Origin of the sequence: Enterobacter cloacae complex sp. ECL72 (assembly GCF_019056635.1) — a bacterium.
Taxonomy (GTDB): domain Bacteria; phylum Pseudomonadota; class Gammaproteobacteria; order Enterobacterales; family Enterobacteriaceae; genus Enterobacter; species Enterobacter hormaechei_C.
This window is the reverse complement of sequence record NZ_CP077659.1, coordinates 4,294,919-4,317,790: the sequence shown is the minus strand read 5'-3', so window position 1 is coordinate 4,317,790 and position 22,872 is coordinate 4,294,919. Positions and strand designations below refer to the sequence as shown.

Annotated in this window: 20 protein-coding genes; 12 read left to right on the top strand and 8 right to left on the bottom strand. The window is 56.1% G+C overall.

All coding sequences use genetic code 11. The features are described from left to right. Positions 1-8 precede the first annotated feature (8 nt). From dtd to KTH07_RS20820, 5 genes are all read right to left on the bottom strand, one after another. On the bottom strand, positions 9-446 hold the full coding sequence (dtd, locus tag KTH07_RS20840) for a D-aminoacyl-tRNA deacylase (protein ID WP_015569909.1): 438 nt from the start codon (positions 444-446) through the stop codon (positions 9-11). Further along, complete coding sequence (locus tag KTH07_RS20835; protein ID WP_003861949.1) at positions 443-1,324, bottom strand: virulence factor BrkB family protein; 882 nt, start codon at positions 1,322-1,324, stop codon at positions 443-445. Before KTH07_RS20835 ends, dtd begins: the two co-directional genes overlap by 4 nt. Further along, a complete protein-coding gene (gene yihX, locus KTH07_RS20830) occupies positions 1,318-1,917 on the bottom strand; it encodes a glucose-1-phosphatase (RefSeq protein WP_003861947.1) in 600 nt (199 codons plus the stop codon). Before yihX ends, KTH07_RS20835 begins: the two co-directional genes overlap by 7 nt. Before the next feature lie 118 nt (positions 1,918-2,035). Continuing rightward, positions 2,036-2,836: a DeoR/GlpR family DNA-binding transcription regulator gene (locus KTH07_RS20825; protein WP_003861944.1), complete on the bottom strand. Its 801-nt coding sequence runs from the start codon at positions 2,834-2,836 to the stop codon at positions 2,036-2,038. Between the two features lie 34 nt (positions 2,837-2,870). Further along, entirely contained in the window at positions 2,871-3,767 is an 897-nt protein-coding gene (locus KTH07_RS20820) for a sugar kinase (RefSeq protein ID WP_023304652.1), read from the bottom strand. A 155-nt stretch (positions 3,768-3,922) separates the two neighbouring features. Between KTH07_RS20820 and yihU the strand changes: the two genes are divergently transcribed. The 7 genes from yihU to ompL all read left to right on the top strand — a co-directional run bounded on the left by yihU (position 3,923) and on the right by ompL (position 12,660). Next, the gene (gene yihU / locus KTH07_RS20815) at positions 3,923-4,813 is read left to right on the top strand and encodes a sulfolactaldehyde 3-reductase (RefSeq protein WP_015569906.1); all 891 of its coding nucleotides are present in this window, start codon (positions 3,923-3,925) and stop codon (positions 4,811-4,813) included. A 17-nt stretch (positions 4,814-4,830) separates the two neighbouring features. Next, positions 4,831-5,706 carry a sulfofructosephosphate aldolase gene (gene yihT, locus KTH07_RS20810; protein WP_015569905.1) on the top strand — a complete coding sequence of 292 codons (876 nt, stop codon included), beginning with the start codon at positions 4,831-4,833 and terminating at the stop codon, positions 5,704-5,706. A 14-nt stretch (positions 5,707-5,720) separates the two neighbouring features. Beyond that, positions 5,721-6,962 (top strand): sulfoquinovose isomerase, encoded by a 1,242-nt coding sequence (gene yihS / locus KTH07_RS20805; protein WP_023304653.1) that lies wholly within the window; start codon positions 5,721-5,723, stop codon positions 6,960-6,962. 16 nt (positions 6,963-6,978) lie between these two features. Continuing rightward, on the top strand, positions 6,979-9,003 hold the full coding sequence (locus tag KTH07_RS20800) for an alpha-glucosidase (RefSeq protein ID WP_032620495.1): 2,025 nt from the start codon (positions 6,979-6,981) through the stop codon (positions 9,001-9,003). 45 nt (positions 9,004-9,048) lie between these two features. Beyond that, positions 9,049-10,431 carry an MFS transporter gene (locus KTH07_RS20795; RefSeq protein WP_006808723.1) on the top strand — a complete coding sequence of 461 codons (1,383 nt, stop codon included), beginning with the start codon at positions 9,049-9,051 and terminating at the stop codon, positions 10,429-10,431. A gap of 43 nt (positions 10,432-10,474) precedes the next feature. Beyond that, positions 10,475-11,899 carry an MFS transporter gene (locus tag KTH07_RS20790; RefSeq protein ID WP_032634215.1) on the top strand — a complete coding sequence of 475 codons (1,425 nt, stop codon included), beginning with the start codon at positions 10,475-10,477 and terminating at the stop codon, positions 11,897-11,899. A gap of 74 nt (positions 11,900-11,973) precedes the next feature. Further along, positions 11,974-12,660 (top strand): porin OmpL, encoded by a 687-nt coding sequence (ompL, locus tag KTH07_RS20785; protein ID WP_003861929.1) that lies wholly within the window; start codon positions 11,974-11,976, stop codon positions 12,658-12,660. A gap of 80 nt (positions 12,661-12,740) precedes the next feature. Here ompL and typA read toward each other — a convergent pair whose 3' ends face one another. Further along, positions 12,741-14,564 (bottom strand): ribosome-dependent GTPase TypA, encoded by a 1,824-nt coding sequence (gene typA / locus KTH07_RS20780; protein ID WP_006808726.1) that lies wholly within the window; start codon positions 14,562-14,564, stop codon positions 12,741-12,743. 377 nt (positions 14,565-14,941) lie between these two features. Here typA and glnA point away from each other — a divergent pair, with 377 nt between their 5' ends. From glnA to KTH07_RS20760, 4 genes are all read left to right on the top strand, one after another. Continuing rightward, positions 14,942-16,351: a glutamate--ammonia ligase gene (gene glnA / locus KTH07_RS20775; RefSeq protein ID WP_003861925.1), complete on the top strand. Its 1,410-nt coding sequence runs from the start codon at positions 14,942-14,944 to the stop codon at positions 16,349-16,351. A gap of 167 nt (positions 16,352-16,518) precedes the next feature. Next, entirely contained in the window at positions 16,519-17,568 is a 1,050-nt protein-coding gene (glnL, locus tag KTH07_RS20770; protein WP_003861923.1) for a nitrogen regulation protein NR(II), read from the top strand. A gap of 11 nt (positions 17,569-17,579) precedes the next feature. Next, positions 17,580-18,992 (top strand): nitrogen regulation protein NR(I), encoded by a 1,413-nt coding sequence (gene glnG, locus KTH07_RS20765; protein ID WP_003861919.1) that lies wholly within the window; start codon positions 17,580-17,582, stop codon positions 18,990-18,992. A 110-nt stretch (positions 18,993-19,102) separates the two neighbouring features. Continuing rightward, positions 19,103-19,213 (top strand): YshB family small membrane protein, encoded by a 111-nt coding sequence (locus tag KTH07_RS20760; RefSeq protein WP_017382667.1) that lies wholly within the window; start codon positions 19,103-19,105, stop codon positions 19,211-19,213. A 98-nt stretch (positions 19,214-19,311) separates the two neighbouring features. Here the strand turns inward: KTH07_RS20760 and hemN are convergent, their stop codons facing one another. Together hemN and yihI are read right to left on the bottom strand one after the other, a co-directional pair. Further along, on the bottom strand, positions 19,312-20,685 hold the full coding sequence (gene hemN / locus KTH07_RS20755) for an oxygen-independent coproporphyrinogen III oxidase (RefSeq protein ID WP_015569899.1): 1,374 nt from the start codon (positions 20,683-20,685) through the stop codon (positions 19,312-19,314). Positions 20,686-20,873: 188 nt separating this feature from the next. Further along, entirely contained in the window at positions 20,874-21,389 is a 516-nt protein-coding gene (gene yihI / locus KTH07_RS20750) for a Der GTPase-activating protein YihI (protein WP_015569898.1), read from the bottom strand. 579 nt (positions 21,390-21,968) lie between these two features. Between yihI and yihA the strand changes: the two genes are divergently transcribed. Further along, positions 21,969-22,598 (top strand): ribosome biogenesis GTP-binding protein YihA/YsxC, encoded by a 630-nt coding sequence (gene yihA / locus KTH07_RS20745; protein ID WP_003861913.1) that lies wholly within the window; start codon positions 21,969-21,971, stop codon positions 22,596-22,598. Positions 22,599-22,872 lie beyond the last annotated feature (274 nt).

Genomic DNA, 22,872 nt, shown 5'->3' with positions numbered 1-22,872 from the left:
CAGTTGGCTCATACCTGGAGCCAGAATGTGACGGGGCCATCGTTCACCAGCGAAACCTGCATATCCGCAGCGAATCGTCCGGTTTGTGTATTCATGTCCTGTTGGCGACAGCGCTCAACAAAGTACTCGTAAAGGGCTTCTGCGCGATCCGGTGCCGCGCCCTTCGAAAAACTCGGGCGCATGCCGCGTTCGGTATCCGCGGCCAGCGTAAACTGGGAGACCACCAGCACGCTGCCGCCCGCCTGCTGAACGTTCAGGTTCATCTTGCCTTCCGCATCGCTGAAAATGCGGTAGCCCAGTACGCGCTCACACAAGCGGTTGGCTTTTTGTTCGTCGTCATCCTTTTCGACACCCAGGAGCACCAAAAGTCCTGGGCCAATTTCACCCGTCACCTCATCCGCCACGGTGACGCTGGCACGGGTTACGCGCTGAATCAATGCAATCATGGTTGGTCTGCTTCTTGTTGTTTTTCAGCTTCTGCTGCTTTTTTGAGTTCGCGGTAGACCCCGAGAGTGACAGTTATTTCGGCGCCAAGCAAGACGATACACCACGTCCAGTAGACCCAGACAAACAAAATGGGGATCACCGCCAGCACGCCGTAAATCAGCTGATAAGAGGGGAACATGGTGATATAAAGCGCGAATCCTTTCTTGCCCAGCTCAAAGAGCAACGCCGCGACCAGCGCACCCACCACGGCATCCCGGTTGGGTACGCGCGTGGTTGGTACCACGCTGTAGAGCAGCCAGAACGAAAGCCACGATAAAATCAGCGGGAATATACGCAGCACGTTATCGATCACGCTGTTTAAGTCGGTCGCCCAGCGCAGCGAAAGAAGGTAGGAACTGATCGCCAGGCTTGCCCCCGCCAGCAATGGGCCAAGGGTTAAAATCATCCAGTAGACGGCAAAGGAGTAAACCTTCGGGCGGACTTTTTTGCTCCGCCAGATGGTGTTGAGCGCACTGTCGATGGAGTACATCAGCAGCAGCGCGGTAACAATAAGCCCACATGCCCCCACCGCCGTCATCTTGCTGGAGTTTGCGACAAACTGTTCAATGTAGTTCTGGATCACATCGCCGGTGGCAGGAATAAAGTTCGCGAAAACAAAATGGCGAAGCTGCATGCTCACATCGGCAAACATCGGAAACGCCGAAAAAAGCGCAAAAATCACCGCCACCAGCGGCACCAGCGAGAGCAAGGACACGTAAGCGAGATTGCCCGCCAGCGTGGTCATGTTGTCCTCGTCAATGCGATGCCAGAGGAGTTTCAGCCACGCCCTCAGCGGGCGCGTGTGGTGATTGGCTTTTTGATGAACGGTTTTTAGCATAACTGCTTCGCAAAGTAGTTCGGTATCGTCTCTTTTCCGGTCACCAGAATGGAGGTGATACCTAACTGATTAGCCCCTTCTATATTATCGGCGTTGTCGTCAAAAAAGACCGCATCCGCCGCCGTGAATCCTTCTTCCTGCAATACCGCCTGATAGATGCGCGCCTCAGGTTTACGCATCCCCATCTCCTGGGAGAGATACACCTTATCTGCCGCCGCGTGGATTTCCGGGTATTCATCCGGCCAGAAGGTGGTATGCAGGCGGTTGGTATTCGACAGGACGACGACACGATGCCCCTGCTCGCGCAGCTTGTGCATGATGTCGATCACTTCGGGGCGGATCGCGACAAATATGGCCTGCCAACCGTGGGAAAACTGCTCGTAGCTTAACGAGAGACCCATTTCCTGACAGAAACGCTCTGCGAACGCTTCATCGCTGATCTCACCGCGCTCGTGCAGATGGAAAGTCTCACCCATCGCGAAATTCTGCTTTAACGTCGCCAGCGGAACACGGCTAAAATCGCTCCATGCGCCCAGCACCCGGTTAAAATCGATATCGACGATTACATTTCCTAAGTCAAAGATATAAAGCATGTTTATCTCCTTTCGCCGTGGAAAAGTAACTGTAGCGGGAAAGAGAAACTTTAGCTATGCGCCAGATTCAGCTTAGAGAAAGGAAAGGCCCGAATCGCAATATCGGGCCATAGGATTTTCAGCCAGCCTGCTGCTCTTCTCCGGAATTGACTTCGACAACCTCAACCTTGCTGGATTTGAGGTGATTTTGCAGCGCCGGGCCGGGCAGCTCATCGGTGAACAGCGCCGTCGCCTGCGCCACGTTGCCGATTTCAACCGCCGCGGAGGCGTGGTATTTCGTATGATCGGCCGCCAGTAAAATGTGACGGGAGTGAGCGATCATGGTTTTCACCACGCTGGCTTCGTTAACGTCAAATTCCATCATCGCGCCGTCGTGCTCTATCGCCCCGACGCTGGTGACCAGGTAATCTGCGCGAAATCCTGACACGAACGCCGTTGCCGCAGGACCGATAATGCCGCCGTTATGCGGGCGCAGCGTACCGCCGGGCACCATCACCTCAAAGCGCGGATTCTTATAAAGAATGTGCGCCACCCGCAGGCTGTTAGTGATGATGCGCAGATGATTATGGTTAAGCAGTGCCCGGGCAACGTGCTCCACGGTCGTCCCGATGGTGATAAAAATGGTCGAACCGTCGGGAATATAGTCCGCAATCGCTTCGGCAATCGCCCGTTTCTCTTCGGTAAGCGAGACTTCACGCTGTTCGAACGCCGTGTTGACCACGCTGGATGCCCTGCCCGCGCCGCCGTGATGACGGGTGATCAGCCCTTGCTCGCTGAGCTTGCGGATATCCCGGCGCACGGTTTGCGTGGAGACATCCAGCAGCTGCGCCAGTTCATCAATGTTCATATAGCCGCGATCGGCAATCAGCGTCAGCAGCTGATCGTGACGCGGGTTGCCGGTCAGTTCGGTAAGGCTCATGGGCTGTCCTCTGAAAACCATCACGCCCCGCATTTTATACAAAAAGTGACAAAAAAGAGCGGGTTTGATCACAGTCGGGTATACCCGCGCGCCCGCCGGGCTTTGTACATTTCAGTGCTGCGACGGCGCTGGCAAAACGCACGGCGTCTGCGGCGGGTAATTTCTGCCCCAGGCTGACCGCCAGCGCACCGTGGAACACGTCGCCCGCCCCGGTGGTATCAATGACGTTCACTTCAAAACCAGGCTGATGACATAGCGTGTCGTTTTCCAGCCAGAAACAGCCGTCTCGCCCCTGCGTAACATACACATGTCCATTTGTGAGCGTTTGTGCTTTCTTCAGCGCGTTTTCGGTTTCATCCAGCTGCGTTAACCGCCGCAGTCCTGGCGCGGAGAAGGCCGCGTGGTCGCTTAAGGCAATCAGATCCGCGATGTCCTGCGGGGTGACATCCGCATCCAGCAGCGTCGGTACGCCCTGCTGGCGGGCCAGGGTAAATGCCTGTTTTGCCCCGTCATGCCAGCGCACGTCGGCTAAGACAATGTCCCACTGAGAGAAGTCGATTTCATGCAGCCAGTCTGCCGCCGCAGGGAGATCGGGGCTGGGGTAGTTGGCAATCACTCTTTCCCCACCTGCGTCCACCAGCACCGCCGATTGCGACGATCGGGCTCCCTTAACTATGCGCGTATAGCGGGTGTTCACCCCCAGGGATTCCAGCTCCGCAAGCAGTCGTCTGCCGGTATCGTCGTCCCCCACCCGGCCAATAAAATCCACTTCCGCGCCCAGTTTTGCGGCTGCCACTGCCGCCGTTGCCGCCGGGCCGCCGCCCACTTCCGTATAGTCTTTTGCGACATATTTCCCACCTTCTTTCGGTAAATCATCGAGATACCAGATGCGATCCAGCACGGTAATGCCGACACAAACGATGCGAGTCATGGTGATTCCTTCTGCGATTTCTGATGCCTTCATTTTAATTTCACCAAATGTTTAAAAAGTGACCCGTGTCAATTTTTTGACTATAAATTACAAATACGATCAAAAACAGACACCACAAACGCGCAAAAATTGACACGATGTGACAGGAGAGAGGCATGTCAGCAATCGCATTTATCGGTTTAGGGCAGATGGGCGCGCCAATGGCGAAGAATCTGTTGAAGCAAGGTCATCAGCTTAACGTCTTTGACGTGAACCCGCAGGCGGTTCAGGCGCTGGTAGAGAGCGGTGCCCGGGCGGCGGCTACGCCCGCACAGGCAGCAACGGATGCCGAATTCGTGATCACTATGCTGCCAAACGGCGACCTGGTGCGCAGCGTGCTGTTCGGCAAGCACGGCGTGTGCGAAGGGTTATCCCGCGACGCGCTGGTGATTGATATGTCCACCATTCACCCGCTGCAAACCGACGCGCTGATCCGCGACATGGCTGAGCAAGGCTTCAGCCTGATGGACGTGCCCGTCGGACGCACCTCTGATCATGCCATCGCCGGTACGCTGCTCCTGCTGGCGGGCGGTACGGCGCAGCAGGTTGAGCGCGCCACCCCCGTCTTAATGGCGATGGGCAATGAACTGATTAACGCTGGCGGGCCGGGCATGGGCATCCGCGTGAAGCTCATCAATAACTACATGAGCATCGCCCTGAACGCCCTTTCCGCCGAAGCCGCCGTACTGTGCGAAGCGCTTGGCCTCTCCTTTGACGTGGCGCTCAAGGTGATGAGCGGCACGCCGGCGGGTAAAGGCCACTTCACCACGTCATGGCCGAACAAGGTACTGAAAGGGGATCTTTCACCCGCCTTTATGATCGACCTTGCGCATAAGGATCTGGGGATCGCCCTCGACGTGGCCAACCAGCTCCACGTTCCGATGCCGCTGGGCGCGGCTTCCCGCGAAGTTTACAACCAGGCACGCGCCGCCGGGCGCGGGCGCGAAGACTGGACAGCCATTCTTGAACAGGTTCGCGCATCTGCCGGGCTGAAAAAATCACACTGATACGAAAGGACTGAGGAATGACGATGTACACCCTGAAAGATATCACCCGACCTTCCGGCGGTTTTGCGATGCTGGCCGTGGATCAGCGCGAAGCGATGCGCCTGATGTTTGCTGCCGCAGGCGCGCCGGTGCCGGTAACCGACCAGCACCTGACGGATTTCAAGGTCAATGCGGCGAAAATTCTGTCGCCGTACGCCTCTGCGATCCTCGTCGACCAGCAGTTCTGCTACCGCCAGATTGTCGAGCAGCAGGCCGTGGCCAAAAGCTGCGCAATGATTGTCGCCGCCGACGAGTTTATCCCGGGGAACGGCATTCCGGTCGACAGCGTGGTGATCGACAAGAACGTTGACGCGCAGGCGGTCAAACGCGATGGCGGTAAGGCGCTGAAGCTGCTGGTGCTGTGGCGCAGCGATGAAGATCCGCAGCAGCGCCTGGAAATGGTGAAAGCGTTCAATACGCTGTGCCACGACAACGGGCTGCTGAGCATTATCGAGCCGGTGGTGCGTCCCCCGCGCCGCGGCGCCGCGTTTGACCGCGAGCAGGCGATTATCGATGCGGCCAAAGAGCTGGGCGACAGCGGTGCCGACCTCTACAAAGTGGAAATGCCGCTGTTTGGTAAGGGCACGCAGCACGAGCTACTGACGGCCTCGCAGAAGCTGAACGAGAACATCGCCATGCCGTGGGTGATCCTCTCCTCCGGCGTGGACGATAAGTTATTCCCGCGTGCCGTAAGCGTCGCCATGCAGGCGGGGGCATCGGGCTTTTTAGCCGGGCGCGCCGTCTGGTCATCGGTGATTGGCCTGCCGGACACCGAGCTGATGCTGCGTGATATTTCCGTGCCAAAACTTCAGCGTCTGGGTGAGATCGTCGACGAAATGATGGCTCGCCGTTAAGAAAGGACCCGAACATGAAATGGTTTAACACCCTGAGCCATAACCGCTGGCTCGAACAAGAGACCGACCGCATTCTCGATTTCGGTAAAAACGCCGCCGTACCGACCGGCTTTGGCTGGCTGGGCAATAACGGGCAGGTGCGCAGCGATATGGGCACCCATCTGTGGATCACCGCCCGCATGCTGCACGTTTACGCGGTGGCGGCGAACATGGGGCGCCCCGGCGCGTACGCCCTGGTTGAGCACGGCATTAATGCCCTGAACGGTCCGCTGCGCGATAAACAGCACGGCGGCTGGTACGCCTGCGTAAACGATGAAGGCGTGATTGATGCGTCCAAGCAGGGCTATCAGCACTTCTTCGTCCTGCTGGGCGCGGCGAGCGCCGTGACCACCGGCCACCCCGAGGCACGCAAGCTGCTGGACGATGCCATCGAGGTGATTGAGCGCTACTTCTGGAGCGAACAGGAGCAGATGTGCCTGGAGTCCTGGGACGAAGCCTTCAGCAAGACGGAAGATTACCGCGGCGGTAACGCCAATATGCACGCCGTGGAAGCCTTCCTCATCGTCTATGACGTGACCCACGACCGGAAATGGCTCGACCGCGCCCTGCGCATCGCCTCGGTGATTATTCACGACGTGGCGCGCAAAGGGGAGTACCGCGTTAACGAGCATTTCGACACCAGCTGGAACCCGATCCGCGATTACAACATCGATAACCCTGCCCACCGCTTCCGCGCCTACGGCGGCACGCCGGGGCACTGGATCGAGTGGGGCCGCCTGATGCTGCACCTGCGTGCCGCGCTGGAAGCCCGCTTTGAAACCCCGCCGGAGTGGCTGCTGGAAGATGCGAAAGGCCTGTTTCACGCCACTATTCGCGACGCCTGGGCACCCGACGGGGCGGACGGCTTTGTCTACTCCGTGGGCTGGGACGGCAAGCCTATCGTGCGCGAACGCGTGCGCTGGCCAATCGTCGAGGCGATGGGCACGGCCTATGCCCTCTATACCGTGACCGGCGAGGCGCAGTACGAAGCCTGGTATCAGAAATGGTGGGATTACTGCATCAAGTACCTGATGGATTACGAAAACGGTTCATGGTGGCAGGAGCTGGACACCAATAACGAAGTGACCACCAAAGTCTGGGACGGCAAGCAGGATATTTACCACCTGCTGCACTGCCTGGTGATCCCCCGCCTGCCGCTGGCGCCGGGCTTAGCCCCTGCCGTAGCCGCCGGATTACTGGATAGCCTGGCCAAATAATAAAGACGGAGTTTTTATGCGTACCCTACACAATATTGACCTGAAAAATAACGAAAGTGGTTTCACCCTGCGCTGGCAGGACCGTCTGATTTTATCCCACTCTGCGGATGCCCCCTGCCTGTGGATCGGTGCAGGCGAAGCGGATATCGAGATGTTTCGCGGCAATTTCAGCATCAAAGACAAGCTTAACGAAAAGATTGCCCTGACGAACGCGACCGTCACGCAGCAAAGCGCGGGCTGGGCAATCCGCTTTACCCGCGGCGACGCGGTGAGCGCGACGCTGCTGGTGGGCGTGGATGGTGAGGGCCGTCTGGAGCTGAAGCTGAAAAATGACGCCGCCAGCCATAACCGCATCTGGCTGCGGCTGGCGGCTCAGCCTGACGATCATATCTACGGCTGCGGCGAGCAGTTCTCGTATTTCGATCTGCGCGGCAAGCCGTTCCCGCTGTGGACCAGCGAGCAGGGCGTGGGCCGCAACAAGCAGACCTACGTCACCTGGCAGGCCGACTGCAAAGAGAACGCGGGCGGCGATTACTACTGGACCTTCTTCCCACAGCCTACCTTCGTGAGCACCCAGAAGTACTACTGCCACGTGGATAACAGCTGTTATATGAACTTCGACTTCAGCGCGCCGGACTTCCACGAGCTGGCATTCTGGGAAGATAACGCCACGCTGCGCTTCGAATGCGCAGAAACCTACGTCGATCTGCTGGAAAAACTGACCGGCCTGCTGGGGCGTCAACCGGAGCTGCCGGACTGGGTTTACGACGGCGTGACGCTGGGTATTCAGGGCGGCACCGAGGTGTGTCAGCAGAAGCTCGACGCCATGCGCGAGGGCGGCGTGAAGGTAAACGGCATCTGGGCACAGGACTGGTCCGGCATCCGGATGACCTCCTTTGGCAAACGCGTAATGTGGAACTGGAAGTGGAACAGCGCGCTCTATCCGCAGCTTGATGAGCGGATTGCGCAGTGGAAAGAGGAAGGCGTGCAGTTCCTCTCCTATATCAACCCGTACGTCGCCAGCGATAAAGGTCTCTGCGAAGAGGCGTCGAAGCGCGGCTATCTGACCAAAGATGCCGACGGCAAGGATTACCACGTTGAGTTCGGCGAGTTCTACGCGGGCGTTATCGACCTGACTAACCCGGAAGCCTACAGCTGGTACAAAGAGGTGATCAAAAAGAACCTGATCGAACTGGGCTGCGGCGGCTGGATGGCCGATTTCGGGGAATATCTGCCGACCGATACCTTCCTGCACAACGGCGTGAGCGCGGAGATCATGCATAACGCCTGGCCTGCCCTGTGGGCGAAATGTAACTACGAAGCGCTGGAGGAGACCGGCAAGCTCGGGGAGATCCTGTTCTTCATGCGCGCGGGCTACACCGGTAGCCAGAAACACTCGGTGATGATGTGGGCGGGGGATCAGAACGTCGACTGGAGCCTGGACGATGGTCTGGCGTCCGTCGTACCGGCGGCGCTGTCGCTGGCGATGACCGGGCACGGGCTGCACCACAGCGACATTGGCGGCTATACGACCCTCTTCGAGATGAAGCGCAGCAAAGAGCTGCTGCTGCGCTGGTGCGACTTCAGCGCCTTTACGCCGATGATGCGTACCCACGAGGGCAACCGCCCTGGCGATAACTGGCAGTTCGATGGCGACGCGGAAACTATCGCCCACTTCGCGCGCATGACCACCGTCTTCACCACTCTGAAGCCGTACATCAAAGCTGCGGTAGCGCAGAATGCGAAGAGCGGCCTACCGGTGATGCGCCCGCTGTTCCTGCACTTCGAGGACGACGCGCGCGCCTACACGCTGAAATACCAGTACCTGTTTGGCCGCGATCTGCTGGTGGCGCCGGTTCATGAAGAGGGACGCCGCGACTGGTCGCTCTATCTGCCGCAGGACACCTGGGTCAATGCGTGGACCGGGGAAACCTGCCAGGGCGGTGCCATCACCGTTGATGCCCCGCTCGGCAAACCGCCGGTCTTCTATCGCCAGCACAGCGAATGGGCAGATCTGTTTAGCACCTTACGTCATATCTGATAAGGCTCGCCCGCGGGGAAACCTGCGGGCAGACGGAGAACAATAATGAGTCAACATACTTCTGATCCGGCAACCCTGCGCCTGCCGTTTAAAGAAAAACTCGCCTACGGGATGGGCGATCTCGGCTCTAACATCCTGCTTGATATCGGCACGCTGTATCTGCTGAAGTTCTACACCGACGTGCTGGGGCTGCCTGGCACCTACGGCGGGATTATCTTCCTGATTGCAAAGTTTTTTACCGCCTTCACCGACATGGGCACCGGGATCATGCTCGATTCCCGGCGCAAGATCGGCCCGAAAGGGAAATTCCGCCCGTTCGTGCTGTATGCAGCCTTCCCGGTAACGTTGCTGGCGATAGCTAACTTCGTCGGCACACCGTTTGAAATTACCGGTAAAACGGTGATGGCGACGGTGCTGTTCATGCTGTACGGCCTGTTCTTCAGCATGATGAACTGCTCCTACGGCGCGATGGTGCCCGCCATTACCAAAAACCCGGACGAGCGTGCTTCGCTGGCCGCCTGGCGCCAGGGCGGCGCCACGCTGGGTCTGCTGCTCTGTACGGTGGGCTTTGTCCCGGTGATGAACCTGATTGAGGGCAACGACCAGCTTGGCTACATCTTTGCCGCCACCCTCTTCTCGCTGTTCGGGTTGTTCTTTATGTGGTGGTGCTATAAAGGCGTAACCGAGCGTTACGTCGAGACGCAGCCTGCTAACCCGGCGCAGAAACCGGGGCTGTTGCAGTCGTTTCGCGCCATCGCCGGGAACCGTCCGCTGTTTATCCTGTGCATCGCTAACCTGTGCACGCTGGGCGCCTTTAACGTTAAGCTCGCCATTCAGGTCTACTACACGCAGTACGTACTGAACGACCCGATCCTGCTGTCGTACATGGGCTTCTTCAGCATGGGCTGTATTTTTATCGGCGTCTTTATGATGCCCGGCGCGGTGCGGCGCTTCGGCAAGAAAAAGGTCTACATCAGCGGGCTGACGATTTGGGTGGCGGGCGATCTGCTTAACTACTTCTTCGGCGGCGGCTCGGTGAGCTTCGTGGCGTTCTCCTGCCTGGCGTTCTTCGGCTCCGCGTTCGTGAACAGCCTGAACTGGGCGCTGGTGTCCGATACCGTGGAATACGGCGAGTGGCGCACCGGCGTACGCTCCGAGGGGACGGTCTACACCGGCTTTACCTTCTTCCGTAAGGTATCGCAGGCGCTGGCGGGCTTCTTCCCGGGGATCATGCTCACGCAGATCGGCTATGTGCCCAACGTGGTGCAATCCGCCGGCACGGTTGAAGGGCTACGGCAGCTGATATTTATCTATCCGAGTCTGCTGGCAGTCATCACCATCGTGGCGATGGGCTGCTTCTACAACCTTAACGAGAAGATGTATGTGCGCATCGTGGAAGAAATTGAGCTGCGCAAACGTACGGCATAAATGACGTGATTGAGCGCCCTGCGGGGCGCTTTGAGGATCGACCATGACACATAATACTGATCCGTTAACCCTGAAATTGAGCCTGCGAGAGAAGTGCGCCTACGGGATGGGTGATTTTGGCTCGAGCCTGATGCTGTGTATTGGCACGCTGTATCTGCTAAAGTTTTACACGGACGAGCTGGGCATGCCCGCGTTCTACGGCGGCATCATTTTTCTGGTCGCCAAGTTCTTTACCGCGTTTACCGACATGCTGACCGGGGTGCTGCTGGACTCCCGGCGTAATATCGGCGCGCGGGGCAAATTCCGGCCATTCATTCTCTACGCCTCCGTTCCGGTGGCGCTGGTGGCCACGGCGCAGTTTATGGCCAACGACTTTAGCCTGACGGTGAAAACGGCCCTCGCCACCGTGCTCTTCATGATGTTTGGCCTCTGCTACAGCCTGATGAACTGCGCCTACGGTGCAATGGTTCCGGCCATCACCAAAAACCCGAACGAGCGCGCGCAGCTTGCGGCGTGGCGTCAGGGCGGCGCAACGGTAGGACTGTTGCTCTGTACTGTCGGCTTTATGCCGATTCAGGCGCTGTTCGTCAGCCAGCCCTCACTCGGCTATCTGGTGGCCGCGCTGGTGTTCGTCACCGGGGGACTGTTCTGCATGTGGTGGTGCTACAGCGGGGTGAAAGAGCGCTACGTCGAGCTTACGCCCGATCACCATAAGCCCGGCATTCTGAAATCGTTCTGCGCGATTTTCCGCAATCCGCCGCTGCTGGTGCTGTGCATCGCCAACCTGTGTACCCTCGCCGCGTTTAACATCAAGCTGGCGATTCAGGTCTATTACACCCAGTACGTGCAGAACGATCTGCATCTCCTGTCGTGGATGGGCTTTTTCAGCATGGGTTGCATTCTGATTGGCGTGTTTCTGGTGCCTGGCGCGGTGAAGCGCTTTGGCAAGAAGCCGGTCTATCTGGGCGGGCTGACGCTGTGGGCGGTGGGCGACGTGCTGAACTTCGTCTGGGGAACCAGTTCCCTGCTGTTCGTGCTCTTTTCCTGCATGGCCTTTTTCGGCACCGCGTTTGTGAACAGCCTGAACTGGGCGCTGGTGCCGGATACGGTTGATTACGGCGAGTGGAAAACCGGGATCCGCGCCGAAGGCTCGGTGTATACCGGCTATACCTTCTCGCGCAAAATCTCCGCCGCGCTCGCCGGTTTCCTGCCCGGGATTATGCTGACCCAGATTGGCTACATTCCCCATGCCGTGCAGAGCGCAGGCACGCTGCTTGGGTTGCGTCAGCTTATTTTCCTCTGGCCGTGCGGCCTGGCGATCGTTGCCGCCGTGACCATGGGGCTGTTTTATAAACTCAACGAAGCGCGCTTCGCCTTTATTATCGAGGAGATTGGAAAACGGAAAAAACAGACAGCAAATACCCCTGAGATAACCACCAACAATAAAGCGTCAGCAGTCACTTTATAACAATAAATCCGGCCAGTATGTCCTTCCTGTTTATCAGGAGGGAGGCCTTTCTGTACCTGATACATGGACAAATTATGAAAAGAATCATCACCGTACTGATCGTGTCGTCTGTGTCCTGCCCGGTTTTTGCCGGGGCCTATGTCGAAACGCGCGAAGCCTACAACACCGCCTCTGAGCTGCACGAAGTGATCCTGCGTGCGGGCTATAACTTCGATATGGGCGCGGGACTGATGTTCACCAACGCTTATAACGTGGGGAAATGGGACGAACTGAAGCACAGCTATAACGAAATTGAGGGGTGGTATCCACTCTTCAAACCGACCGACAAACTGACCTTCCAGCCCGGCGGCTTGATTAATGACAGCAGCGCAGGATCAGGTGGCGCGGTTTATTTAGATACTAACTATAAATTTACGGACTGGTTTAATCTGACGTTCCGCTATCGCTATAACCATAACAATTACGATACGCCGGACTATAACGGGCAGATGGATAAGAACGACACACATGAATTTGCCAACTACTGGAATTTCAAAGTGACGGATGCGTTTTTCTACACCTTTGAGCCGCACTTTTTCCAGCGGGTGAATGATTACCACAGCAAAAATGGCAAAGATCATCACTGGGAAATTACCAATAAATTCAGCTATAAGATCGACAGAAACTGGCTGCCGTATCTTGAGCTACAGTGGCTGGACCGATGGAATGATTACAACCGCGAGCAGTACCGGATCCGTTTAGGGTTGCGGTATTCGTTCTAATAAAAAAAGCCGCTGATCGCTCAGCGGCTTTTTCGTTGCCGGGTGGCGCATGCGCTTACCCGGCCTACGGCATAACCGAATTACTCTTCTTTCGCACCGCGCATTGCACGTTTACGATCGTTCTCGGTCAGGTGACGTTTACGGATACGAATTGACTGAGGCGTCACTTCGACCAGTTCGTCATCATCGATGAATTCCAGAGCCTGCTCCAGCGTCATCTTGATCGGTGGAACCAGAACCGTTGCTTCGTCAGTACCGGACGCACGCATGTTGGTCAGTTTCTTACCGGTCAGGCAGTTTACCGTCAGGTCGTTAGAACGGCTGTGAATACCGATGATCTGGCCTTCGTAAACTTCAGCACCGTGGCCCAGGAACAGCTTACCGCGATCCTGCAAACCGAACAGCGCAAACGCAACCGCTTTACCCTGACCGTTGGAGATCAGCACGCCGTTGTTACGCTGGCCCACTTCGCCCGGACGAACATCGTCGTAGTGGCTGAAGGTGGAGTACAGCAGACCAGTACCGGAAGTCATGGTCATGAACTCAGAACGGAAGCCGATCAGGCCACGGCTTGGGATCACGTAGTCGAGACGTACGCGGCCTTTGCCATCTGGATTCATGTTTTTCAGGTCGCCTTTACGCTCACCCAGTGCCTGCATCACAGAACCCTGGTGCTGCTCTTCAACGTCCAGCGTTACGTTTTCGAATGGCTCTTGTTTACGGCCATCGATTTCGCGGAAGATAACTTTCGGACGGGAAACCGCCATCTCGAAACCTTCACGACGCATGTTCTCAATCAGAACAGACAGGTGCAGCTCACCACGACCCGAAACGCGGAATGCATCAGCGTCTTCGGTTTCTTCAACGCGCAGCGCAACGTTGTGCACCAGCTCTTTGTTCAGGCGGTCAAGGATCTGACGAGAGGTAACAAACTTACCCTCTTTACCACAGAACGGAGAGGTGTTGACGTTGAAGAACATGGATACGGTTGGTTCATCAACGGACAGGGCTGGCAGCGCTTCGACGTTCTGCGGATCGCAGATGGTGTCGGAGATGTTCAGTTCACCCAGACCGGTGATGGCGATGATGTCGCCCGCTTCAGCGATGTCGCTCTCGATACGCTCAAGACCCAGGTGAGTCAGAACTTTACCGACTTTACCGTTACGGGTTTTGCCTTCGCTATCGATGATAGTGACCTGCTGGTTAGGCTTCACTTTACCGCGCTTGATACGACCAATGCCGATTACGCCAACGTAGTTGTTGTAGTCGAGCTGAGAGATCTGCATTTGCAGGGTGCCTTCCAGGTCAACGTTTGGCGCAGGAACGCGGTCAACAATCGTCTGGTACAGCGGAGTCATGTCTTCCGCCATGTCTTCGTGATCCAGACCGGCGATACCGTTCAGCGCAGACGCATAAACGATAGGGAAGTCCAGCTGTTCGTCGGTCGCGTCGAGGTTAACGAACAGGTCGAAGACCTGGTCAACAACCCAGTCAGGACGCGCGCCAGGACGGTCAACCTTGTTGATCACAACGATAGGTTTCAGGCCGTGGGCAAATGCTTTTTTGGTCACGAAGCGCGTTTGCGGCATAGGGCCATCAAATGCGTCAACCACCAGCAGCACGGAATCCACCATGGACATCACGCGCTCAACTTCACCACCGAAGTCGGCGTGCCCTGGGGTATCAACGATGTTGATACGGTAGTCATTCCATTTGATAGCGGTGTTTTTGGCGAGGATGGTAATCCCACGCTCTTTCTCCAAATCGTTGGAGTCCATCACACGCTCTTGAGTTTCGGCACGAGCATCAAACGTACCGGACTGCTGTAGCAGCTTATCAACCAGGGTAGTTTTACCATGGTCGACGTGCGCGATGATGGCGATATTACGCAATTTTTCGATCACAACTTTGCCTCAGGCATTTAGAAATAGCGCGTTATTGTACACGGATTAATCGCACTACAAAACAGGATCACAAACATCCCCCGCAAACAAGTATTGCAGAGATGCTTTGTGATCGCTTTCACGGAGCGGTAAAAGGGCACTTTAACGTAAATTGCACCAATATGGTGCTCGATGTTCACACAGAAGCACTATAATGGTGCAACAAATCCAATGTGGTGCAGCCCTTCTGCACTATGGTGCGCATGATAACGCCTTTTTGGGGTGTTTTAAAAGTTGGCACAGATTTCGCTTTACAGAAATACAGTAAAAATATGGCAGCCCAGCCGATTTGAAGACCTCGTTACCACGACGACAATGACCAATCTGGAGAGTTAAGTATGTCCGCTGAACACGTTTTGACGATGCTGAACGAACATGAAGTGAAGTTTGTTGATCTGCGCTTCACCGATACCAAAGGTAAAGAACAGCACGTCACGATCCCTGCTCATCAGGTGAACGCCGAATTCTTTGAAGAAGGCAAAATGTTTGACGGCTCCTCCATTGGCGGCTGGAAAGGCATTAACGAATCCGACATGGTTCTGATGCCAGATGCAACCACTGCGCTCATTGACCCGTTCTACGAAGAACCTACGCTGATCATCCGCTGCGATATCCTGGAACCTGGCACGCTGCAAGGCTATGACCGTGACCCACGCTCCATCGCAAAACGCGCTGAAGAGTACCTGCGTTCTACCGGTATCGCAGACACCGTTCTGTTCGGGCCAGAGCCAGAGTTCTTCCTGTTCGATGACATCCGTTTTGGTGCTTCCATTTCTGGTTCCCACGTCGCTATCGATGACATCGAAGGCGCATGGAACTCTTCCACCAAATACGAAGGTGGTAACAAAGGTCACCGTCCGGGCGTGAAAGGCGGTTACTTCCCGGTTCCTCCGGTCGATTCTTCACAGGACATCCGTTCTACCATGTGTCTGATCATGGAAGAGATGGGCCTGGTTGTTGAAGCGCACCACCACGAAGTGGCAACGGCTGGCCAGAACGAAATCGCAACCCGCTTCAACACCATGACCAAGAAAGCGGATGAGATTCAGATCTACAAATACGTTGTGCACAACGTTGCGCACCGTTTCGGTAAAACCGCGACCTTCATGCCAAAACCCATGTTCGGCGACAACGGTTCCGGCATGCACTGCCACATGTCCCTGTCCAAGAACGGCACCAACCTGTTCTCTGGCGACAAATACGCGGGTCTGTCTGAGCAGGCGCTGCACTACATCGGCGGTGTTATCAAACACGCTAAAGCGATCAACGCCCTGGCGAACCCGACCACCAACTCCTACAAGCGTCTGGTCCCAGGCTACGAAGCACCGGTGATGCTGGCTTACTCTGCCCGTAACCGTTCTGCTTCTATCCGTATCCCGGTGGTGGCGTCTCCGAAAGCGCGTCGTATCGAAGTGCGCTTCCCGGACCCGGCGGCTAACCCATACCTGTGCTTCGCAGCACTGCTGATGGCCGGTCTGGACGGTATCAAGAACAAGATCCACCCGGGCGAAGCCATGGACAAAAACCTGTACGACCTGCCGCCAGAAGAAGCGAAAGAGATCCCACAGGTTGCTGGCTCTCTGGAAGAAGCCCTGCAAGCGCTGGACGCAGACCGTGAGTTCCTGACCGCTGGCGGGGTGTTCACCGATGAAGCTATCGACGCTTACATCGCGCTGCGTACCGAAGAAAACGACCGCGTTCGCATGACGCCGCACCCGGTTGAGTTCGAACTGTACTACAGCGTTTAATTGATTTGTTTTACCCGGCGCATACGCGTCGGGAGTAGTTGCCGTGGAAACTTTAGCCCATCTTCGGATGGGCTTTTTTCTCCACCAACAACCTGATCTCACGCGCTTTTTACCTCTAAAACGCTATACTGCACTAAAATAGTGCAACGACTCCAGGAGACTGCTGAATGGCAACTGGCACGCTGCCCGATGCTGGGCAGATCCTCAATTCTTTGATTAACAGTATCTTGCTGGTCGACGACGAGCTGGCGGTGCATTACGCCAACCCGGCGGCGCAGCAGCTGCTCGCTCAAAGCGCCCGTAAACTGTTTGGCACGCCGCTGCCTGAACTGCTGAGCTATTTCTCGCTGAATATTGGTCTGATGCAGGAGAGTTTGCAGGCGGGTCAGGGCTTCACCGATAACGAAGTGACGCTGGTGATTGACGGACGCTCGCATATTTTATCCCTCACCGCACAGCGCCTGCCAGATGGCATGATTCTGCTGGAAATGGCGCCGATGGATAACCAGCGTCGTCTCAGCCAGGAGCAGCTACAGCATGCTCAGCAGATTGCGGCGCGCGACCTGGTACGCGGGCTGGCTCATGAAATTAAAAACCCGCTGGGCGGCTTACGCGGTGCGGCACAGCTTTTGACCAAAGCGCTGCCTGACCCTGCCCTGGCGGAGTATACCAACGTCATTATCGAGCAGGCGGACCGTCTGCGTAATCTGGTCGATCGCCTGCTCGGGCCGCAGCAGCCGGGGATGCATGTTTCAGAAAGCATTCACAAGGTCGCGGAGCGGGTGGTGAAACTCGTCTCTATGGAGCTGCCGGATAACGTCACGCTGGTGCGTGATTACGACCCAAGCCTGCCGGAGCTGGCGCACGATCCGGACCAGATTGAACAGGTGCTGTTGAACATTGTGCGTAACGCGTTGCAGGCGCTGGGCCCGGAGGGTGGCGAAATTATTCTGCGTACCCGCACCGCGTTCCAGCTGACGCTGCACGGCGTGCGTTATCGTCTGGCGGCACGTATTGATGTGGAAGATAACGGGCCGGGGATCCCGCCGCATCTCCAGGACACCCTGTTCTACCCGATGGTCAGCGGTCGCGAAGGCGGCACCGGGCTGGGGTTATCCATAGCCCGTAATTTGATTGACCAACACTCCGGCAAAATTGAATTTACCAGTTGGCCGGGACATACCGAGTTTTCGGTTTTCCTGCCGATTAAAAAATAAAGGTGACGTTTATGCAACGAGGGATAGTCTGGGTAGTCGATGACGATAGCTCCATCCGTTGGGTGCTTGAACGCGCGCTCACAGGAGCGGGATTAAGCTGCACGACGTTTGAGAGCGGCAGCGAGGTGCTCGACGCACTCACCACCAAAACGCCGGACGTTCTGCTCTCGGATATTCGCATGCCGGGCATGGACGGACTGGCGCTCTTAAAGCAGATCAAACAGCGCCACCCTATGCTTCCGGTCATCATAATGACCGCTCACTCCGACCTGGATGCCGCCGTTAGCGCCTACCAGCAGGGGGCGTTTGATTATCTGCCAAAACCGTTTGATATCGACGAAGCCGTTGCCCTGGTCGAACGCGCCATCAGCCACTATCAGGAGCAACAGCAGCCCCGTCACGCGCCGGATTTCGGGCCTACGACGGACATCATCGGTGAAGCGCCAGCCATGCAGGACGTGTTTCGCATCATCGGGCGTCTGTCGCGCTCGTCTATCAGCGTCTTGATTAACGGTGAATCAGGGACCGGTAAAGAGCTGGTTGCGCACGCCCTGCATCGCCACAGCCCGCGGGCGAAAGCGCCCTTTATCGCCCTGAACATGGCGGCGATCCCCAAAGATTTGATTGAATCTGAGCTGTTCGGCCACGAAAAAGGGGCGTTTACCGGGGCAAATACCATTCGTCAGGGACGCTTTGAACAGGCTGACGGCGGAACGCTATTCCTGGATGAAATCGGCGATATGCCGCTGGATGTTCAGACCCGACTGCTGCGCGTGCTGGCAGATGGCCAGTTTTACCGCGTGGGCGGCTATGCGCCGGTGAAGGTGGACGTGCGTATTATTGCCGCGACGCACCAGAACCTGGAGCTGCGCGTGCAGGAGGGGAAATTCCGTGAGGATTTATTCCATCGTCTGAACGTGATCCGCGTCCACCTCCCGCCGCTGCGCGAGCGTCGGGAAGATATCCCGCGTCTGGCGCGCCATTTCCTGCAAGTGGCGGCCCGCGAGCTGGGCGTGGAAGCCAAGCAGCTTCATCCGGAAACGGATGCCGCCCTCACCCGTCTGGCGTGGCCGGGCAACGTGCGTCAGCTGGAAAACACCTGTCGCTGGCTGACCGTGATGGCCGCCGGACAGGAAGTGTTGATTCAGGATCTCCCCGCCGAGCTGTTTGAAGCCACCGTGCCCGAAAGCACCGCCGGACATGCGCTGCCGGACAGCTGGGCGACGCTGCTGGCGCAGTGGGCAGATCGCGCGCTGCGTTCCGGTCATCAAAATCTGCTCTCCGAAGCGCAGCCTGAGATGGAGCGCACGCTGTTGACTACCGCGCTTCGTCATACCCAGGGCCACAAACAGGAAGCGGCTCGCCTGTTGGGATGGGGTCGAAACACCCTGACGCGCAAGCTGAAAGAGCTGGGAATGGAGTGATCTTACTCCGCTGTGTAAAGGTTACTAATTGAGCGCAAAGTGCCGTTATTTTGCGCTTTACTGTTCCGATGAGTTTTGTATGATCGTGCCCGGAAACAGGGGGGAGCATCATGCTGGAATCATTAGTGACTTTGCTTTCGAGCGGAGCAGCAGAAAGCCACACGCCACAAACTGCCGTTGCGGCGGTATTGTGTGCGGCACTGGTTGGGCTGTTTAGCTAACGAGCTGTTGATGAAAAGCCGGGTGGCGCTTCGCTTACCCGGCCTACATAAGTGCGAGATGTAGGCCGGGTAAGCGAAGCGCCACCCGGCATTGCAGCTCAAATCACCCGCGAGAACTGCTGTAAACGCGCCTTCTGACGCAGATAGGCATCGAAGCACATGCAGATATTACGAATCAACAGACGTCCTTTCGGCGTGACGACAACCGCACTCTCCGACACATCCACCAGCCCGTCTTTCGCCAGCGGCGCCAGAAGCTTCAGGTCTTCGGCAAAGTAATCGCTGAATTGCAGATCCCATTGCGACTCCACCTCGCGAAATTCGAGACGGAAGTTGCAGATAAGCGCCTTAATCACGTCCCGACGGATGCAGTCGTCGCGCGTTAGCGCAATGCCGCGCCACAGCGCGTTGCCGGTTTCGTCTATCTGCTGATAGTACAGCTTCAGCTCTTTCTGATTCTGGGCGTAGCAGTCGCCAATCATGCTGATGGCGGAGACGCCCATTCCGAGCAGATCGGTATCGCCCTGGGTGGTGTAGCCCTGGAAGTTACGGTGGAGAACACCTTCGCGCTGGGCAATCGCCAGCTCATCGTCAGGGCGGGCAAAGTGATCCATTCCGATAAACTGATAGCCGGTTTCGGTCAGCGAGGCGATGGTCTCCTGCAAAATGTCCAGCTTCTGCTGGGCGGAAGGCAGATCCGCATCTTTGATTTTGCGCTGAGCGGCGAACAGCGTCGGCAGGTGCGCATAGTTAAAGACGCTCAGACGGTCCGGGTTAAGCTCAGCCACGCGTTTAAGCGTGTAGGCGAAGCTCTCCGGCGTCTGCTTCGGCAGGCCGTAAATCAGGTCTATATTCGTTGAGGTAAAGCCGATTTCACGCGCATGGTTGAGTAAGGCAAAGATAAACGCTTCGTCCTGCTCGCGGTTTACCAGGCGCTGTACTTCTTTGTTGAAGTCCTGTACGCCCATACTCAGGCGGTTGAAACCTTCGGCACGTAAATGATCCAGCACATCCAGCTCGATTTCACGCGGATCGACCTCGATCGAAATTTCGGCGTCGTCGTTAAAACTAAAATTGCCGCGCAGCAGCGCCATCAGGCGGCTGATCTGCGCTTTATTCAGATAAGTTGGCGTACCACCGCCCCAGTGAAGTTGGCTGACGTGACGCCCTTTAAACAGCGGTGCGCGGTGCAGAATTTCCTGTTCGAGCGCATCGAGGTATTGATCGGCTTTGTGCTGCTGGCGGGTAACGATTTTATTGCAGCCGCAGAAGTAGCAGAGCTTATGGCAGAACGGAATATGGACGTAGAGCGACAGCGGGCGCTCGGGATAGCGCGCCACAGCTTGCTGAAAATCCGCCTCGCCGAAAGCGTCAGAAAACTCCAGCGCGGTGGGGTATGAGGTATAACGCGGCCCGGAATAGTTATATTTCTGGATCAGGGCCAAATCCCAGTCGATAGATGGTACAGACATGCTCACTCCTTCCGTTGGTGTCGCGTTCGTATACGGCGGCCCGTTCTGGTCCCGTTGCGGGACATCATTCGGGTGCGCAGCCACTTCTGTCGCCGCGACAACCGCCGTAGTTTAACGAATAACCACACCAGATAACATATAACCGGAAGGGTTATAAGCAGGACGAGTGTACCTGCCGGGTGCAAATGTTAGTTTCCACCTTTCAGCAGACGCATCATATCTTCCTGCTTTTCATCTTCCTCTTCGTCTTCTTCATCATCGTAGGACAGACCCAGCTTCTGCATCAGTTCATCAATGCGGTCCAGTTTGGCGTCCACCCAGGACTGCTCTTCAGCGGTCAGGGTTTCACCCTCTTCAAGACGTTCCAGCAGCGCATCCAGGCGCTCATCGTTCTCCAGCATATCCAGCTCAGCCTGCGGTGAAAGCATAGGTTTCTCGCTCTTTGGTTTGTGCTGCTTAGTGACCGGCGTGTCTGTCACGCCCAGTGGAATGGGAGTTTTACTGCCGATACGAGGATCTTTCTGCTGTTTGCCTTTTGCAGAAGCGCCTGCGGCACCGCCACCGTTAGCACGGCTACCCGCAGCATGGCCACGATGTTTTTTATCGCGTTTGCGATCGCGCGCTTCCTGATTCAGTTCTTCGCGCGTTTTGCGGCGTGCTTTTGCAGGGCGTTTCACGCCCGCAGCGGAGGTCGGTTTTTTCATGATGTTTTATCTTTAAGTCGTTTTCTTCAGTATAGAATTGCGGCGAAATCTAGCAGAAAGCAAGCAAAGAAAAAAGGCGACAGAGCAATCTGTCGCCTTTTTTCCTGACTCACAACCCTTAACGGGTCAGACATTCCCTGTTTGCCTGCAACAAACCCTGTTTATCCCTTGGCTACTACCGTCCGTGATACGGTTCCGTTTCCTGTTAAAAACGCCTCCAGGCGCCGGTCGTCCTGACAATCCTGAGTCTTCGCCTCCTGGCGCTCCTGACCCTTATCCTTAAGTCGTTATCCTGTTGGCATCCTCGCCCTGGCACACACTTTACCTTGTTCCCTTAAACTAACAAGCTATGAAAAGGTACAAAACCGGATTTTCAGATAATTGCTCATTAATAACTCTTTGAATTTTAATATTTTGAGTTTTTTAGCGCCTGCGATTTCTCTTAAATTTCTCATACGCTTTAGGGCAGATCTCTTACATTCCGTAGGGCTTTCACTTACATGTCAATGACGAAGGGAAAAGCCTTTTGCCCGCATTCAGGTATAATCCCCGCAGATTACGATTTTTGGAGACGACCACGTGACTACCTGGAACTACCAACAGACGCATTTTGTCACCAGTGCGCCCGATATTCGCCACCTGCCCTCAGACACAGGGATTGAAGTGGCATTTGCTGGCCGCTCCAATGCGGGAAAATCCAGTGCCCTGAATACGCTCACCAATCAGAAAAACCTGGCGCGTACCTCGAAAACACCTGGCCGTACTCAGCTGATTAACCTGTTTGAAGTGGCTGAAGGCAAACGCCTGGTCGATTTACCGGGCTACGGTTACGCGCAGGTACCGGAAGAGATGAAGATCAAATGGCAGCGTGCGCTGGGCGAATACCTGGAAAAACGCATGTGTCTGAAAGGTCTGGTGGTGCTGATGGATATTCGTCATCCGCTAAAAGATCTCGACCAGCAGATGATTGACTGGGCGGTGGCAAGCGATATTGCGGTGCTGGTGCTGCTGACAAAAGCGGATAAGCTGGCAAGCGGCGCGCGCAAGGCGCAGGTGAACAAGGTTCGTGAAGCGGTGCTGGCATTCAACGGTGATGTACAGGTTGAACCGTTCTCCTCGCTGAAAAAGCAGGGCGTGGATAAACTGCGACAGAAGCTCGACAGCTGGTTTAACGATCTGGAACCGGCGACTGAAGCGGAAGCAGAGTAACAACAGGCGCGGCGATGACCGCGCTTTTTTTCGCCTGAAACTTTCTTTGCCGCAATAAAAAACGCCCCAGTCATTACTGACTGGGGCGGCTAAAATATTCAGCCAAATCCGATTACGTGAAGTAAAAGGTCTGAAAGATAGAACATCTTACCTCTGTACCCTACGTCGTTAACTCTACTCTTTTTTTATCGCTGGACAAAGCACTTTTTGTAGTTTTTTTTCATTCTTTACATAGGGAATTCTAATGATCGTCACAAAACGCGCGTACTTATGT